The organism is Actinoallomurus acaciae, from assembly GCF_042429965.1.
GTDB classification, from domain to species: domain Bacteria; phylum Actinomycetota; class Actinomycetes; order Streptosporangiales; family Streptosporangiaceae; genus Actinoallomurus; species Actinoallomurus acaciae.
The window spans coordinates 18,495-34,901 of record NZ_JBHLZP010000021.1 but is presented as its reverse complement, the minus strand read 5'-3'; the positions used below and the strand labels follow the sequence as shown (position 1 = coordinate 34,901).

The window sequence follows — 16,407 nt, the reverse complement described above, 5'->3', positions numbered from 1 at the left end:
AGGCCGCGGCGGGCGCGCACGCGCCGGAGCGCTGGCGCCGCGCCGTGGCCATGGCCGTGCCACCGATCTCCGCGCTCGCCTCGGGGTTCTTCGACTACGACCAGCTCCGGCGCTCGTTCTACATGTTCCTGCTGCCGACGCCGCTGGGCGCGCCCGCCGTCGCGGCGAACGACATGGCGTTCCTCGACCGGCTCTGGGCGGACTGGTCGCCCGGCTACGACGCCGCCGGGGACCTGGCATACGTCAAGGCGTGCCTGCGCGAGCACGCCAACCTCACCGCGGCGATCGGCTACTACGCGGCGATGTTCGACCCGTCCCGGCATGTGGCCGCCTACGCCGCCGAGCAGGAGTCCGCCGGCGCCCGCGGCGAGCGGCCGATCCTCTACCTGCACGGCCGCGACGACGGGTGTCTCGCCGCCGCCCTGACCGAAGACGTCGAGGCGCACCTTCCGCCGGGCTCGCGTGCCGAGGTCCTCCCAGGTGCAGGGCACTTCCTGCACCTGGAGCGACCCGCCACCGTCAACACGCTGATCGTGGAATGGCTGACCACATGACGGCGGATGTGTCCAAGTCGCTTGTCCTTACTCGTCCCGGCTTGGCAGGATGAGACCCGAACGTGATTCTAGTTGGGGGAGTTGACCAGGCCGTGACCACAGGCACGCTCGAACCGTCGGAGATCGACCTCACCGACTGGGCCTTCTGGGCCCGTCCGCTGAGCGAGCGGCACGAGGCCTTCCGCGCGCTGCGGCAACTGCCGCGCCCGGCGTTCTTCCGCGAGCCGGAACAGACGATCATGCCGACCGGCCCGGGCTACTACGCGCTGGTGAGACACGCGGACATCGTGGAGGCCTCCCGCCGCCCGCAGGACTTCTGCTCGGGCAAGGGCGCCATCAACATCACGGACATGCCGCCGGACCTCAACGAGTACTTCGGCTCCATGATCAACATGGACGACCCGCGGCACGCCAAGATCCGTCGGATCGTCTCCCGCGCCTTCTCGCCCCGCATGATCCAGCGCTTCGAGGACCAGGTGCAGGCGGTCGCGGACCAGATCATCGAGGAGATCGTCGCGAAGGGCTCCGGCGACTTCGTCGCCGACGTGGCCGCGCGGCTCCCGCTCAAGATCATCTGCGACATGATGGGGATCCCCGAGAGCGACTACAAGACCGTCTTCGACAACTCCAACATCATCCTCGGCGGCGGCGACGCCGAGTTCCTCCCCGAGAACGACGAGGAGTACGCCCTCAAGTTGCTCCAGGCCGGCCAGACGCTGAAGGACCTGGTCGAGGAGCTCGGCCGGCACCGGCGCGAGAACCCGTCCGACGACCTCGTGTCCGCGCTCGTCAGCGCCAACATCGACGGCGAGTCGCTGACCGACCAGGAGCTCGGCTCCTTCTTCATCCTGCTCGCCGTGGCGGGCAACGAGACGACCCGCAACGCGATCGCGCACGGGCTCAAGCTGTTCACCGTCCACCCGGACCAGCGGGAGCTGCTGCTGGCCGACTTCGAGACGCGTCTGCCCGGCGCGGTCGAGGAGATCGTCCGCTACGCCTCGCCGGTGATCTGGATGCGCCGTACGGCGACGCGCGACACCGAGCTGAACGGACAGGAGTTCAAGGCGGGCGACAAGCTCCTGCTGTACTACTGGTCCGGCAACCGCGACGAGTCGGTGTTCACCGACCCCGAGGTGTTCGACATCACCCGCGACCCGAACCCGCACATCGGCTTCGGCGGCCCCGGCCCGCACTTCTGCCTGGGCGCCCACCTGGCCCGGCGCGAGATCGGCGTGATGTTCCGCGAGCTGTTCCGCCACGTGCCGGGCATCCGCTCGACCGCGCCGCCGGACCGCCTGCTGTCGAGCTTCATCAACGGCATCAAGCGCCTGCCGTACGAGCTGTAGGACTCAGCGCACCACGTGGAGGGAGTGGACCACGTGGTTGATGTCGGGCAGCAGGCTCGGCTGGTTGCTCGGGATGGTGATCTCCACGATCGCGGGCATCCGGCGGCCGGTGTCGACGGCCACGACGACCTCGGTCTGACCCTTCTCCACCCGGTCGCCGGCCGCCGTGTGGGTCATCCGGAACGCGGTGACCCAGGCGCTCCGGCCGTCGACGGTCATCGCGGCGCCGGCCAGTTCCTTCCGCGGGTCGTCGTCGCTGTACAGCCCCTCGGTGAACTGCTTCCCGGTGAGCTCGGCGGCGGCGCGCAGCCGCTGCGGGCCGGCGACGGCGAGCTTCGGGTCGAGTGGGCCGACGTAGACGGCGGCGTACCAGAAGTACTTGTAGCTCTTGCGCTTGCTGTCGACCTCCTCGCCGGAGGTGTGGAACGAGGTCAGCCGGGAGGTGAGCCGCTTCCAGGGCGACCCCAGCAGGGCGTAGGAGATCCCGCTCTGCCGGTCGGTGATCGTCCCGGTCACGCGTGAACCGGAGCCGGAGAAGGTCGGCAGCGGGCCCGCCGGCGTGCCGGTGGGCTGCCAGGTGAGCGCGGGCACGCCGGTCGGGGCGGCGGTGACCAGCGGGTACGCCCCGGCGAAGGCGTCCGGGCCGTTGTCGGTGTGGCGGTTCAGCAGGAAGACGATCGCCGCCGCCACCACAAGGACGAACGCGGCAGCGGCGGCAATCAACGTCTTCACGGGTCGTAAGCGTACGGAATTAGCGAAGCTCGCGCTTGAGGATCTTCCCGGTCGCGGTCATCGGCAGCTCGTCGCGGAACTCCACGACGCGCGGGTACTTGTAGTTCGCGAGGTTCTCCCTGGCCCACGCGATCAGCGCGTCCTCGCTGGTCGTGGCGCCGTGCACCGGGATGACGTACGCCTTGACCTCTTCGCCGTGGGTGTCGTGCGCGATCCCGACGACGGCGGCGAGCGAGACGTCGGGATGCGTCATCAGCACCTCTTCGACCTCCCGGGGGTACACGTTGAACCCGCCCCGGATGATCATGTCCTTGGAGCGGTCGATGATGAAGTAGTAGCCGTCCTCGTCGCGCCGGGCGATGTCGCCGGTGCGGAACCAGCCCTCGCGCAGCACCTCGGCGGTGGCCTCCGGGCGCCCCAGGTACCCCTTCATGACGCAGTGCCCGCGGACGGCGATCTCGCCCGGACCGTCGCCCGCGTCCTTCCCGTCGTCGTCGACGAGCTTCATCTCCACGCCCCAGATCGGCCGTCCGATCGAGCCCGCGCGCGCCGGGCGGTCGGGCCGGTTGAAGCAGGCGACGGGCGAGGTCTCCGACAGGCCGTACCCCTCGAGGATGTTCACCCCGAAGCGCTCGGCGAACCCCTTCAGCACCTCCAGCGGCAGCGCGGCCCCGCCGCTGGAGGCCGTCGTGAGGGAGCCGGCGATCCGTTCGATGTCCTCCTGCGTGTGCCCGCCCTCGTGCGTGAGCAGCCCCCAGTACATCGTGGGCACCCCGGCGAAGAACGTGACCTTCTCCGCCAGCATGAGATCGAGCGCGGCGCCCGCCTCGAAGCGCGGCATCAGCACGACCGTGGCGTGGCGCAGGAAGCCGGTGTTGAGGATCACCGACTGGCCGAACGCGTGGAACAGCGGGAGCGCGGCCAGGAAGACGTCGTCGTCGGCCTTGTCGAACATGCCGTCGCAGACCATCGCGTTGAGCAGCATGTTCTGGTGGGTGAGCTCGGCGCCCTTGGGCCGGCCGGTCGTGCCGCTCGTGTAGAGGATCACCGCCGTGTCGGTGGCCTCGGTCTGCGCGGTCTCGAACCGGTCGGGCTGCCCGGCGGTGGCGGCCCAGATCGACTCGCCGTACGGCACCTCGGTCGCCAGGGGAGTGGCGGGCAGCAGGAAGAAGTGCTCGCAGTCCGGAACGTCGCCGAACGCGCCCCAGCCGGCCTCGCCCAGCGGCAGCTCCGGCGTGCCCTCGAAGCAGAACAGGGCCTTGGCGTCGGAGTCCTCCAGGTGGTAGGCGATCTCCCGGCGCTTCAGCAGGACGTTGAGCGGTACGACCACGGCGCCGGCCTTGAGGATCCCGAAGTAGACCATCGGGAAGTACGGCAGGTTGGGGCAGGCGAGCGCCACCTTGTCACCCGGCCGTACGCCGCGGGCGCGCAGGAGGTTCGCCACCTGGTTCGCGATCTGGTTCACGAACGCGTACGACAGGCGCATGTCGCCGAAGACCAGTGCCTCGTGGTCGGGATTGTCGCGTGCCGCATCGTCCAGAACGACCGAGAGGTTGAGCATCGGCGCCTCCTGCTGCGATATCGATGGGGAGGTTCCCATTGATATCGCAGCGGAGCGGTCAGCTGAAGACGACGTCGGCGCAGGAGTAGAAGGCGTTTCCGGTGTCGGCGATGTCCCAGACGGCGAGGATGAGCCGGCGGCCGTGGCGGGTCGGCAGTGTGCCGGTGTGGGTGACCGGGTTCGGCGGCCGCGCCCCGCCGTAGTTCACCTGCAGGAACGGCGTGGAGTAGCCGTGGGCGAAGGCGGGCGCCCACTTGCTCGCGAACTTACTGGAAACCTTCCTAAAAGTAAGGTGGCCCGTGAGGGAGGGCGGCCTCACCTGCGGGAGCCAAAGGCCGACGGTTCTTGCTTGCGTCTGCGCTAGTCTTGGGCTATGCGCTCTCGGCTGCTCCTCAGCCGGCCGCGTTGACGTAACCGATCGGTCGACGCGGCAGCCCCTCCTGTGCGAGGGGCCTTCTCATGCGGAGGGGCCTTGCCTATAAGGGGCATTGTTTCGTGAGCCGAAGCCGTGCGAATCAGACGAGGAACGATGACTGGCGCCGACGAGAACTTTGACCCACGGGCGATTCAGGAAAAATGGCAGGCTCGGTGGGAAGAACTGCAGCCCTTCACGGCCGGCGAGGACCCGGGTGATGAGCGGCCTCGCAAGTACGCGCTGGACATGTTCCCCTACCCCTCCGGCGACCTCCACATGGGCCACGCCGAGGCGTACGCCATCGGCGACGTGAGCGCCCGCTACTGGAACCAGCACGGCTTCAACGTCCTGCACCCCATCGGCTGGGACTCCTTCGGCCTGCCCGCCGAGAACGCCGCGATCAAGCGCGACTCCCACCCGGCGGAGTGGACGTACGCCAACATCGACACGCAGGCCGAGTCGTTCCACCGCTATGCGATCTCCTTCGACTGGTCGCGCCGGCTGCACACCTCCGACCCGGAGTACTACCGCTGGAACCAGTGGCTGTTCCTGCGCTTCTACGAGCGCGGCCTGGCCTATCGCCGGGGCGGCCGGGTCAACTGGTGCCCCAACGACCAGACCGTGCTGGCCAACGAGCAGGTCATCGCCGGTCACTGCGAGCGCTGCGGCGCCCTGGTGGAAAAGCGCCTGCTGACCCAGTGGTACTTCAAGATCACGGAGTACGCCGACCGGCTGCTGGCGGACATGGACGGCCTCGACTGGCCCGAGCGCGTGCTGACGATGCAGCGCAACTGGATCGGCCGGTCCGAGGGCGCCGACGTCGTCTTCGAGATCGAGGGCCGCGACGAGCCGGTCACCGTCTACACGACCCGGCCCGACACGCTGTACGGCGCGACGTTCTTCGTGGTGGCCGCCGACGCCCCGCTGGCCGACGAGATCTGCGCGCCCGGGCGGCGGGCCGAGTTCGAGGAGTACCGCCAGGCGGTGGCGCGCGAGTCGGAGGTCGAGCGGCTGGCCGCCGACCGCGAGAAGACCGGCGTCTTCCTGGGCCGCTACGCGATCAACCCGGTCAACGGCGAGCGCATGCCCGTGTGGGCCTCGGACTACGTCCTGGCGGAGTACGGCCACGGCGCGATCATGGCGGTGCCCGCGCACGACCAGCGCGACCTGGACTTCGCGCGCAGGTTCGACCTGCCGGTGCGGGTCGTGGTGCACACCGGCGAGGCCGACCCCGCCGAGTCCGGCGTCGCGACCCCCGGCGAGGGCGAACTGGTCAACTCCGGCCCGCTGGACGGCCTGACCAAGTCCGGCGCGATCCCGCGGATCACCGAGATCCTGGAGGAGCGCGGCCTGGGCAAGGCGGCCGTCAACTACCGCCTGCGCGACTGGCTGATCTCCCGGCAGCGCTTCTGGGGCACGCCGATCCCGATCATCCACTGTGAGGCGTGCGGCGAGGTCCCCGTGCCCGACGACCAGCTGCCGGTGCGCCTGCCGGACGACCTGCGCGGCGCCGACCTGGCACCGCGGGGCGTGTCGCCGCTGGCGGCCGCCTCCGACTGGGTCGACGTCTCGTGCCCCAAGTGCGGCGGTGCGGCCAAGCGCGACACCGACACGATGGACACCTTCGTCGACTCCTCGTGGTACTTCGTGCGCTACTGCTCGCCGGGCTACGCCGAGGGTCCGTTCGACGTCGAGAAGGCGCGCCGGTGGATGCCGGTCGACCAGTACACCGGCGGTGTCGAGCACGCGATCCTGCACCTGCTGTACAGCCGGTTCTTCACCAAGGTGCTGTACGACATGGGCATGCTGGACTGCGTCGAGCCGTTCACCCGGCTGGTCAACCAGGGCCAGGTGATCCTCAACGGCTCCGCGATGTCCAAGACGACCGGCAACCTGGTCGACCTGGGCGAGCAGATCGCCGAGTACGGCGTCGACGCGGTACGCCTGACGATGATCTTCTCCGGGCCGCCCGAGGACGACATCGACTGGGCCGACGTGTCGCCGTCCGGCGCGGTGAAGTTCCTGGCCCGCGCGCACCGGGTGGCCGCCGACGTCGCCTCGGTGCCCGGCGCCGCCCCGGCCTCGGGCGACGTCGAGCTGCGCAAGGTGACCCACCGCACGATCGACGAGGTCACCCGGCTGGTCGAGGCGCACCGCTACAACGTCGCCGTGGCCCGCATGATGGAGCTGACCTCCGCCGCCCGGCGGGCGATCGACTCCGGTGCGGGCGCGGCCGACCCGGCCGTACGCGAGGCGGCCGAGACGCTGGCGGTGATGCTGTCGCTGGTGGCGCCCTACACGGCCGAGGAGATGTGGGAGCGCCTGGGCGGTAAGGGGTCCGTGGCCAAGGCCGGCTGGCCGGCCGCGGAGCCGGCCCTGCTGGTCCAGGAGTCGGTGACCTGCGTGGTCCAGGTGGCGGGCAAGGTCCGCGACCGGCTCGAGGTCTCCCCGGAGATCGGCGAGACGGAGCTGGAGCGGCTGGCGCTGGCGTCGGAGAAGATCCAGGCCGCCCTCGGCGACCGCGGCATCCGCAAGGTCGTCGTCCGCGCTCCCAAGATCGTCAACATCGTCCCCGCATAGGGCCCGGCCGGGGCGCGGGATGAAAGCCCGCAAAGACGACACCAAAAGCGGTGAGGGCACCCCGTGATGGGGCGCCCTCACCGCGCACAGTCTGGAGACGCGTGGGTCACATCTTGCGCAGGACCGCGACGACCCGCCCGAGGATCGTCGCGTCATCGCCCGGGATCGGGTCGTACGCCGGGTTGTGCGGCATCAGCCAGACCTTCCCGTCACGGCGCTTCAGCGTCTTGACCGTCGCCTCGCCGTCGATCATGGCGGCGACGATGTCGCCGTTCTCGGCCACCGGCTGCTGACGGACGACCACCCAGTCGCCGTCGGCGATCGCGGCCTCGATCATCGAGTCACCGGTGACGTTGAGCAGGAAGTGCGTGCCCTCGCCGACGAGCTGCTTGGGCAGCGCGAAGACGTCCTCCACGGCCTCTTCGGCCAGGATCGGACCACCGGCGGCGATGCGGCCCACGAGAGGCACGTACGCGGGCGCGGGACGGGCCGCCGTCTCCTGCCCCGAGGTCGTCTCGTACGACTCCGGCTCGCTCTGCACGGCCGCCGAGCCGGGCATGCGGACGACGACGGCGCGCGGGCGGTTGGGGTCGCGCAGCAGGAAGCCCTTGCGCTGTAGCGCACGCAGCTGGTGCGACACGCTGGAGGTGCTCGTCAGCCCGACCGACTCGCCGATCTCGCGCATCGACGGAGGGTAGCCACGGCGCTGGACGGAGTCGCGGATCACCTCCAGAACCTTGCGCTGACGTGCCGTCAGACCCGACTCGTCGCGCGGGCCGTCGGGCATTTCCCGAACCTTGCTCATATATGTCTCCGCTGGATGACTGCGCTCCGGTGACGCGCTGTCGCCGGTATTTCGTTCCTGTACACGGACGTTAGCGCCTCACCGCTAAATGATCAAACACCTGTTCGAAGATGTCCTGGAAATTCGTCGGCTCTCGCGGTACAACTCGTACTGATGTTCGATCGAAATCTCTTTCGACTCGGCAGAGGGGAGACCGACATGCGAACGAATCGAAAGCGCGGCGTGCCCGATCACTCCTTCGACGGAGGATGGCCCATGGGTGCGTCCGTTCGGTTTCGCCCGGCCGCGCCCCTGCGGCTCACCCGGCGCGGCCGGGTGGTCATCGTCTGCGGCGTGGCGCTGGTGCTCCTCGCCGGCCTCTGGATGGGCGCGCGGCACGGCGCCCGCGCCACGTCCGGCGGCGGCGAGGGGGAGTCGGCGGTCGCGGGTGAGTCGGTGGTCGTGGGGCCGCACGACACGCTGTGGGGCATCGCCGTACGCTCCCGGCCGGGGGTCGACCCGCGCGTCACGGTGCAGCGCATGATCGACCTCAACGCCCTGCCCAGCGCCGTCGTCAACCCGGGGCAGAAGATCTACATCCCCGCGCGCTGACGGGTTCGCCGCTCGTCGTTCTCGCGCCGGGTGGCGGCGCGACACGCCGACGCCGCCGTGACGTGAGCGGGGTCTTCGCGTTCTTGTTGCGGACGAGGTTGCGGAGGCCTCTGTGGAGCCGTACGGTAGACCACAACATCTAGTAGTTACACGGGTGTAGTTCACCACAGGTTGTGGTTACACAGTGAAGCCGCTGTAATCGAGACGTAACGCCCGTCGGGGGGAGGGGATGAGCCGTGCATTGCCCGTTCTGCCGTAACCCCGACAGCAGGGTGATCGACAGTCGCTCCACCGAAGACGGCGCGGCGATCCGGCGGCGCCGGTCGTGCTCCGAGTGCGGCCGCCGGTTCACGACCCAGGAGACCGTACTCCTGATGGTCGCCAAGCGCAGCGGCGTCACCGAACCGTTCTCCCGTGACAAGATCGTCGCCGGGGTGCGCCGGGCCTGCCAGGGGCGCCCGGTGACAGAAGACGCGTTGGCCCAGCTCGGGCAGCGTGTCGAAGAGGCCATCCGGGCGACTGGAAACGCCGAGATGCGCTCGCACGACGTGGGGCTGGCCATCCTTGGGCCGCTGCGCGAGCTGGACGAGGTCGCCTATCTGCGATTCGCCTCCGTCTACCGGGGGTTCGAGTCGATCGACGACTTCGAGAAGGAGATCGAGTCTCTTCGCGCGGCGGAACGCGACCGGTAACACCGGCGCCCGATCGCGTGTTGTACGAGGTAATCCTTGAAATAGGCCTGTTCGGCCTGAGAAGGGGGAGGTCATGACGGAGACGGTGAGCGGCCAGGCACGGCGCGGGAGGGGCGGCCGCAAGGGGTTGAAGATGCGCCGCATCTTCACCCGGCCCGGCATTCACCCGTACGACGAGGTCCGGTGGGAGCGCCGCGACGTCGTCATGACCAACTGGCGCGACGGCTCGGTCAACTTCGAGCAGCGCGGTGTGGAGTTCCCCGAGTCCTGGTCGGTCAACGCGGCCAACATCGTCACCTCGAAGTACTTCCGCGGCGCCGTCGGCACTCCGCAGCGTGAGTGGAGCCTGAAGCAGCTGGTCGACCGGGTCGTCGGGGTGTACACCGAGACCGGCCGCAAGCACGCCTACTTCGCGAGCGACGAAGACGCCGAGATCTTCGAGCACGAGCTGACGCACGCGCTGGTCCACCAGGTGTTCAGCTTCAACTCGCCGGTGTGGTTCAACGTGGGGACCCCGTCGCCGCAGCAGGTCAGCGCGTGCTTCATCCTGTCCGTGGACGACACGATGGAGTCGATCCTCGACTGGTACAAGGAAGAGGGTGTGATCTTCAAGGGCGGTTCCGGCTCGGGCGTCAACCTCTCCCGCATCCGCTCCAGCAAGGAGCTGCTCTCCTCCGGCGGCACCGCCAGCGGCCCGGTCTCGTTCATGCGCGGCGCCGACGCCTCGGCGGGAACGATCAAGTCCGGAGGCGCCACCCGCCGGGCGGCCAAGATGGTCGTGCTCGACGTCGACCACCCCGACGTCGAGGAGTTCATCGAAACGAAGGCGCGTGAAGAGGACAAGATCCGCGCGCTCCGCGACGCCGGCTATGACATGGACCTCGGCGGCAAGGACATCGTCAGCGTTCAGTACCAGAACGCCAACAACTCCGTACGCGTCAGCGACGAGTTCATGCGCGCCGTCGAGTCCCGCTCCCCCTTCGGCCTGCGCGCCCGCCTGACCGGCGAGGTGATCGAGACCGTCGACGCGAAGGGCCTCTTCAACAAGATCGCCAAGGCGGCCTGGGAGTGCGCCGACCCCGGCATGCAGTACGACGACACGATCAACGACTGGCACACCACCCCCGAGACTGGCCGCATCACCGCGAGCAACCCCTGCTCGGAGTACATGAGCCTGGACAACTCCTCGTGCAACCTCGCGAGCCTCAACCTGCTCAAGTTCCTGCGCGAGGACAACAGCTTCGACGTCGACGCCTTCGTCAAGCTCACCGAGCTGGTCATTACGGCGATGGACATCTCCATCACCTTCGCCGACTTCCCGACCGAGAAGATCGCTGAGACCACGCGGGCGTACCGCCAGCTCGGCATCGGCTACGCCAACCTCGGCGCGCTGCTGATGGCGACCGGCCACGCGTACGACTCCGAGGGCGGCCGTGCGCTCGCCGCGGCGATCACCTCGCTGATGACCGGTGTCGCCTACCGCCGCTCCGCCGAGCTGGCCGGCGTCGTCGGCACGTACGACGGCTACACCCGCAACGCCGAGGCCCACAAGCGGGTCATGCGCAAGCACGCCGCGGCCAACGACCAGGTCCGCACGCTCGACGCGCTGGACAAGTCCATCCACACCGAGGCGACCCGGCAGTGGCAGGAGTGCCTCAAGATCGGCGAGCGGAACGGCTACCGCAACGCCCAAGCCTCGCTGCTGGCGCCGACCGGCACGATCGGCCTGATGATGGACTGCGACACGACGGGCATCGAGCCCGACCTCGCGCTGGTGAAGTTCAAGAAGCTCGTCGGCGGCGGGTCGATGCAGATCGTGAACAACACCGTGCCGCGGGCGCTGAAGAAGCTCGGCTACCAGCCGGAGCAGGTCGAGGCGATCGTGGAGTACATCTCCGAGCACGGTCACGTCGTCGACGCCCCGGGGCTGCGGCCGGAGCACTACGAGGTGTTCGACTGCGCGATGGGCGAGCGGGCGATCAGCCCGATGGGCCACGTCCGGATGATGGCCGCGACGCAGCCGTTCCTGTCCGGCGCCATCAGCAAGACGGTCAACGTCCCCGAGAGTGCGACGATCGAGGACATCGAGGAGGTCTACCTCCAGGGCTGGAAGCTCGGCCTCAAGGCGCTCGCGATCTACCGCGACAACTGCAAGGTCGGCCAGCCGCTGTCGGTGGCGAAGAAGAACACCGAGGAGAAGTCCCAGCCGGCGGCGGCCCCGGTCGAGGTCGGCCCGGTGCGCACCCGGCTGCCCAAGCGGCGCCCGGCCACGGTGACCCGCTTCTCCGTCGGCGGCGCCGAGGGCTACATGACCGCCTCGACGTACCCGGACAACGGCCTCGGCGAGGTGTTCCTCAAGCTCGGCAAGCAGGGCTCCACCCTGGCCGGCGTCATGGACGCCTTCTCCATGGCGATCTCCATCAGCCTCCAGTACGGCGTGCCGCTGGAGACCTGGGTGGAGAAGTTCACCAACATGCGGTTCGAGCCGGCGGGCATGACCGACGACCCGGACATCCGCATGGCGAACTCCATGATGGACTACATCTTCCGCCGCCTGGCCCTGGACCACCTGCCGTACGAGACGCGGGCCGAGCTGGGCATCTTCTCCGCGGAGGAGCGCGCCGCCCAGGCGTCCGGCCAGGACCCGGCGACCCTGCGCACCGACGACGACGTCGACCCGGAGACGCTGGCCCAGTCCGTCCCGGTCGAGCGCCCGAAGCAGGAGAAGCCCGCCACGGCCATCGCCGAGGCCCACTCCTCGACCGAGCTGATCGAGAGCCACCAGGGCCGCACCGCCGACGCCCCGCTGTGCCTGACGTGCGGCACGAAGATGCGCCCGGCGGGCAGCTGCTACGTCTGCGAGGGCTGCGGCTCCACCAGCGGCTGCAGCTGATAACGGGCAAAGTTGCAACAAGCGCAACACTCCGCAGTGTTTGCGTAAGACAATCCCCCGCTGGTCACGGGGGTGGCAAGGGAAGTCAGCTCGCCACCCCCGTGACCTCTCGGCCCACGTCAGGCCGACCGTCGAAATGAGAGCAACAATGTTGCGTTTACTGCAACGTGATAACGAAGGATCGACTTATGTCCCCCCAGATTCAACACAGAGACCTCGCCGCCTTCGCAGATGACAGGGTCAACCTGAAGAAGACCGAGGTTGACGACCAGCGAGCCCAGGTCAATCGGCTTCGTGACCGGATCGAGGCGAAGATCGCCGCGTCGCCGGGATACGGCTTCGTCAAAGCGCTGCACGCCGGTTCGGTCGCAAAGGGCACGGCTCTACGCAGCGTCAACGATCGTGACCTTGCGGTCTACGTGAAAGCCGAACAAGCTCCGGAAGATACGCCAAAACTCGTCAACTGGGTCCGGGACCTGGTCATCGAGGCGTACCCGGCCCTGTCCGACGATCAGATCGTCGCCAACACCCACTGCGTGACCGTCACGTTCGCGGCCAGCAGGCTTGAAGTCGATGTTGTCCCGGTGCTCTACGAGGGTGAGCCGAACGACGTGGGCTATCTCGTTAGCAAGGACACCGGCGAGCGCCTGAAGACCAGCGTCCGCCAGCATCTGGACTTCATTCGCGGCCGCAAGAAGGATCACCCGAAGCACCTCGCGCAGCTCATCCGATTCACGAAGTGGTGGGCTCGGCAGCAGAAGAGGCGCGACGGCGAGTTCAAGTGCAAGAGCTTCATGCTCGAGCTGTTGTGGGTCCATCTGGCCGATGGCGGGTTGGTGCTCAACGACTATGTCGAAGCGCTTGAGCGGTTCTTCGCCTTCATCGTCAACGGTGGCCTCGACGAACAGATTGCCTTCACCGACTTCCATCCGGCGTCGGACCTGCCCGCCCGTGGAAGCGCGCCGATCCAGATCCTCGACCCGGTCAACTTCGACAACAACGTGGCCGAGCACTACGAGGCCCAGCACCGCGACCGGCTCGTCGCCGCGGCCCAGGAGGCGTTCGACGCAATCTCCACGGCCTACTACGAGCCGGCCAAGGGCCAGGCAGTCGAGCTGTGGCAGGACGTGTTTGGCACCAGCTTTAAGGGGGCGGCGTGAGTAGCTACACCTACGCCGAAAGCTTCACGCGCACCCACGCGCGTCGCCTCGCAGGTCGGGTCACCACAGATCTACGGCAAAGCCACGTCCTTTATGGCAGCCCGAGCAGCAGCAGACTCGCCGAGTACCGGTCCGAGCTCGAGGAACTCCTCGCGGACGGGTATGTGGACAAATATCAGTTCGGGTTCAAGCGGGATGGCATGGTCGTCTGGTCGCTGCGTTACACCGTCGGCCCAGACGGGGCGCTCACCGGCGGCGCGGGCGGTGTCCCCACCGGAGTAAGTGTCGCGCAGGCGAGTTGGTTCACCTTCTTGAGCTACTCATACACCTGGGACCTTCTTAGCGACTCTGCTAAGGCGGCCGTGAAGAAGAAGCTCCCCTTTGTTAGGGGCACAGGCTCATTGCCCAGCGATGCCCACGGCTACTGGGAGAAAGATCGGACCTACGCCGCCGGAGGCGTTGGGGTGCAGCGGGCGGTCTTCAGGAGCTGGTCGTGATCGAGGGCACCGAAGGGCTGTTTGCCCGCACCGAGGAGTTCCCGAATTCGTTGGCGCAGGCCAGATTGGTCGCGCTCGTGGGGCTCGATGATCTGATCGATCGCCTGGTGACAGACGCCGTCGCGCTGCTGGATCCTACCGTGATCCAGCAGTGGAGCAGGGCCATGCACGGTGAGATCATCCCCGCCATCAATGCCCTCGCGGACCGGACCCCGCTGCTCGTGTTCGCCGGCGACGTCGGGGTCGGCAAGACCGAGGTCGCCGAGGTGATTGGCCAGGCAATCGCGATCCGAACCGACACCGATGTGACTTTGTATCCGCTGAGTCTGACCGCGAGAGGGCGCGGGGCCGTTGGCGAGATGACGACGCTGTTGACCCGCGCGTTCGAGCGCATCACCGCAGATTTCGCCAGAGCACGGCGAAGCGACGGGACCGCTTCCAGCCTCGGCGTTCTGCTCGTCGACGAAGCTGATGCATTGGCCCAGTCCCGTGAACTTGCCCAGATGCATCATGAGGACCGCGCCGGGGTGAATGCCCTGCTACGCGGCATCGATGGGATGCGGATCGATCGGCTGCCCGTGCTCACGATCTTGTGTACGAACCGGATCGATGCGCTCGACCCGGCAGTGCAGCGTCGCGCGGCGACCGTCGAGGTGTTCGAGCGCCCCACCCATGCGCAGAGGGCCGCGTTGCTGACTCGGCTCCTTAGCGGGACCAAGTTGTCGCCAGCGGACATCGACGCCTTGGCCTCCGCCACCGGAGAGAACGCCGGCCGAACCTACAGTTACACCTACTCCGATCTGCGCCAACGTCTCGTGCCGGAGATCATCTTGGCCGCTTACCGTCAGGGAGTCGCGGTCGACTCAGTAATCGCACGAGATGTCCTGGCTCGGACGCTGCCGACCCGGCCGTTCGAGGCTGAGCGGAGATGACGACCGAGACCGCCCGCGCGGCCAGCGGGGCCCGCCTGCTGGGCGACGATGTCCAGCACCTCGTGGTCTGGTATCACGTGTTGCGCACGCAGCGGGCCGACTCCACGATCACCGAGCTAGCCGTCGAGGCTAGCCAAGCAGGGAACGTCGATGATCTGACGTTGCGTCGCACCGCAGGGCCAGATGAATACTGGCAGGTCAAGGCATCTGTCGACGCCACTAGTCCACTTACAGAAGTATGGCTGTTCGAACGTCCGAAGGGCCGACCAAGCCTCCTGCAACGGCTTTACGCGAGTTGGGTGACGCTCCGTCCCCGACACGCGCAGCTCCCGAAAGTGGTTCTAGCCACCACGAAGGCGATCGACCCCACTGACATGGTGCTCGGAGCGCGCGCGACAACGGACGCGCACATCGTCGAGACCCTGCGACAGGGGACGGGTCCACTCGCCGTGGCGCGGAGACGCTGGGCGGATCACCTCGCGGTCGATGAGGCCGAACTGCTCGAGTTCCTCGAATGCCTCGAAATCCGCCATGCCCTGTCCGAGAAGGAGTGGAGAGAGAAAGTTCAAGATGCTGCTGCGGGAGCTCGCGTCCGTGCCGATAACGACGGAGCGGCGGTCGGCGTCCAACAGGTGCGCGACTGGGTCAAAGCGCCGCGGCAGATCTTTACTCCGGCACAGCTTACAGGGATCATCGATGGGTTGAAGCTGCGTATCACAGCCGGACGCCCGTTGTTCGTTGCCCAGGCGCTGGAGCGCAATCCCCGAGGGGAGACTGCTGTATATTCCGTTGACTGGACCGATCTGTTCGAAGGCGATGACCCGCGCGAACGCAGAGCGTTCACTGATCCGGTGGCCGCCCGCGAGCGGATTGCCGCCGATCTCGCCATAGCGCGGCGACGACTCCGGGCAACTGGCATTAGCGATTTCGAGGTCGACGGGCCGATGCGCCTCCCCTTGTGGTTCGCTATCGGCGCTCACTTCTGCAGCACCGCTGGCTTCACCGTCAGTGCCCAGGCCCGCGACGGTATCTGGCTCTCCAGCGTTGCCCCGAGCGGCCAGAGAGATTTGCAGATCTACCTCCCCGACCACGAGCCCACCGACCCACGTGGCCGCCCCTGGGCGGTGAGCGTCAGCTTCGCTACCGACATCTTGGAGGACGTCGAGGAATACCTATCGGAGATGCATCCGAACGCCTATCACATCAGAGCGAGGCTGCCGACGCCCGGACGCGCGGCACTTGCCGGTCTCTCGCACGCCCAAGCGGTGATCTTCCAGCTCCGAGATGAACTGCGGGCACTCAGGCAGCGTCTCCGCCCCTCCGAACTGCATCTCTTTATGGCGATGCCCGGCGCCTGCGCACTGCTGCTTGGTCATGCGTGGGACCGGATGCCTGCCACCTGGACTTACTGGGACATGGGGGAACCGGGTCGGTACGTCCCCGCGTTGCAGGTGCGGAACTGAGTGGTCCTAGTAGGTGCCCATGAACTGACCGTCCGATCTTCGGAAGGCGGTTGCGTACGCACCCTGAACGCCTCAACAATGTTGCATCCGATGCAATGGAGGCGTCCGTGGCCCATGCTGCCGATCTACCTGGCGCTGCCCACTAGGAACTCGTCGAGGGAGTCGTCCACCTTGACCCGAAACCTG

General features: G+C 67.8%; 14 protein-coding genes. 10 read left to right on the top strand and 4 right to left on the bottom strand.

What is annotated here, in order from left to right; translation table 11 throughout:
* The coding region (locus tag ACFFNX_RS05155) for an alpha/beta hydrolase (protein ID WP_378195946.1) at positions 1 to 554 on the top strand (554 nt) is incomplete at its 5' end.
* A 92-nt stretch (positions 555 to 646) separates the two neighbouring features.
* On the top strand, positions 647 to 1,900 hold the full coding sequence (locus ACFFNX_RS05150) for a cytochrome P450 (RefSeq protein WP_378195943.1): 1,254 nt from the start codon (positions 647 to 649) through the stop codon (positions 1,898 to 1,900).
* Between the two features lie 3 nt (positions 1,901 to 1,903).
* Here the strand turns inward: ACFFNX_RS05150 and ACFFNX_RS05145 are convergent, their stop codons facing one another.
* Genes ACFFNX_RS05145 through ACFFNX_RS05135 form a run of 3 tightly spaced genes read right to left on the bottom strand, consistent with a single transcriptional unit; the run spans position 1,904 to position 4,512 of the window.
* Complete coding sequence (locus tag ACFFNX_RS05145; protein ID WP_378195940.1) at positions 1,904 to 2,632, bottom strand: hypothetical protein; 729 nt, start codon at positions 2,630 to 2,632, stop codon at positions 1,904 to 1,906.
* 19 nt (positions 2,633 to 2,651) lie between these two features.
* Positions 2,652 to 4,193: a long-chain-fatty-acid--CoA ligase gene (locus ACFFNX_RS05140; RefSeq protein ID WP_378195937.1), complete on the bottom strand. Its 1,542-nt coding sequence runs from the start codon at positions 4,191 to 4,193 to the stop codon at positions 2,652 to 2,654.
* 58 nt (positions 4,194 to 4,251) lie between these two features.
* A complete protein-coding gene (locus ACFFNX_RS05135; RefSeq protein ID WP_378195934.1) occupies positions 4,252 to 4,512 on the bottom strand; it encodes a lytic polysaccharide monooxygenase in 261 nt (86 codons plus the stop codon).
* 210 nt (positions 4,513 to 4,722) lie between these two features.
* Here ACFFNX_RS05135 and leuS point away from each other — a divergent pair, with 210 nt between their 5' ends.
* Complete coding sequence (gene leuS, locus ACFFNX_RS05130; RefSeq protein WP_378195931.1) at positions 4,723 to 7,188, top strand: leucine--tRNA ligase; 2,466 nt, start codon at positions 4,723 to 4,725, stop codon at positions 7,186 to 7,188.
* Between the two features lie 106 nt (positions 7,189 to 7,294).
* On the opposite strand, the gene lexA is transcribed toward leuS, so the two are convergent.
* Positions 7,295 to 7,993 (bottom strand): transcriptional repressor LexA, encoded by a 699-nt coding sequence (lexA, locus tag ACFFNX_RS05125; RefSeq protein WP_378195928.1) that lies wholly within the window; start codon positions 7,991 to 7,993, stop codon positions 7,295 to 7,297.
* Positions 7,994 to 8,248: 255 nt separating this feature from the next.
* Between lexA and ACFFNX_RS05120 the strand changes: the two genes are divergently transcribed.
* The 7 genes from ACFFNX_RS05120 to ACFFNX_RS05090 all read left to right on the top strand — a co-directional run bounded on the left by ACFFNX_RS05120 (position 8,249) and on the right by ACFFNX_RS05090 (position 16,221).
* A complete protein-coding gene (locus ACFFNX_RS05120; RefSeq protein WP_378195925.1) occupies positions 8,249 to 8,584 on the top strand; it encodes a LysM peptidoglycan-binding domain-containing protein in 336 nt (111 codons plus the stop codon).
* Positions 8,585 to 8,820: 236 nt separating this feature from the next.
* Complete coding sequence (gene nrdR, locus ACFFNX_RS05115; RefSeq protein WP_378195922.1) at positions 8,821 to 9,276, top strand: transcriptional regulator NrdR; 456 nt, start codon at positions 8,821 to 8,823, stop codon at positions 9,274 to 9,276.
* Positions 9,277 to 9,349: 73 nt separating this feature from the next.
* A complete protein-coding gene (locus ACFFNX_RS05110; protein ID WP_378195918.1) occupies positions 9,350 to 12,169 on the top strand; it encodes a vitamin B12-dependent ribonucleotide reductase in 2,820 nt (939 codons plus the stop codon).
* 188 nt (positions 12,170 to 12,357) lie between these two features.
* Positions 12,358 to 13,329 carry a CBASS oligonucleotide cyclase gene (locus ACFFNX_RS05105; RefSeq protein WP_378195916.1) on the top strand — a complete coding sequence of 324 codons (972 nt, stop codon included), beginning with the start codon at positions 12,358 to 12,360 and terminating at the stop codon, positions 13,327 to 13,329.
* The gene (locus ACFFNX_RS05100; RefSeq protein ID WP_378195913.1) at positions 13,326 to 13,826 is read left to right on the top strand and encodes an HORMA-1 domain-containing protein; all 501 of its coding nucleotides are present in this window, start codon (positions 13,326 to 13,328) and stop codon (positions 13,824 to 13,826) included. Before ACFFNX_RS05105 ends, ACFFNX_RS05100 begins: the two co-directional genes overlap by 4 nt.
* Positions 13,823 to 14,758 carry an AAA family ATPase gene (locus ACFFNX_RS05095; RefSeq protein WP_378195910.1) on the top strand — a complete coding sequence of 312 codons (936 nt, stop codon included), beginning with the start codon at positions 13,823 to 13,825 and terminating at the stop codon, positions 14,756 to 14,758. The genes ACFFNX_RS05100 and ACFFNX_RS05095 overlap by 4 nt, the downstream gene beginning before the upstream one ends.
* Positions 14,755 to 16,221, top strand: coding sequence for an SAVED domain-containing protein (locus ACFFNX_RS05090; RefSeq protein WP_378195907.1), 1,467 nt, complete (start codon positions 14,755 to 14,757; stop codon positions 16,219 to 16,221). The genes ACFFNX_RS05095 and ACFFNX_RS05090 overlap by 4 nt, the downstream gene beginning before the upstream one ends.
* Positions 16,222 to 16,407 lie beyond the last annotated feature (186 nt).

Bases quoted from the DNA above. Each gene is read 5' to 3' on its own strand.
- ACFFNX_RS05090 (WP_378195907.1), top strand. From the start codon at position 14,755: ATGACGACCGAGACCGCCCGCGCGGCCAGCGGGGCCCGCCTGCTGGGC.
- ACFFNX_RS05120 (WP_378195925.1), top strand. From the start codon at position 8,249: ATGGGTGCGTCCGTTCGGTTTCGCCCGGCCGCGCCCCTGCGGCTCACC.
- ACFFNX_RS05140 (WP_378195937.1), bottom strand. From the start codon at position 4,193: ATGCTCAACCTCTCGGTCGTTCTGGACGATGCGGCACGCGACAATCCC.
- lexA (WP_378195928.1), bottom strand. From the start codon at position 7,993: ATGAGCAAGGTTCGGGAAATGCCCGACGGCCCGCGCGACGAGTCGGGT.
- ACFFNX_RS05110 (WP_378195918.1), top strand. From the start codon at position 9,350: ATGACGGAGACGGTGAGCGGCCAGGCACGGCGCGGGAGGGGCGGCCGC.
- leuS (WP_378195931.1), top strand. From the start codon at position 4,723: ATGACTGGCGCCGACGAGAACTTTGACCCACGGGCGATTCAGGAAAAA.
- ACFFNX_RS05105 (WP_378195916.1), top strand. From the start codon at position 12,358: ATGTCCCCCCAGATTCAACACAGAGACCTCGCCGCCTTCGCAGATGAC.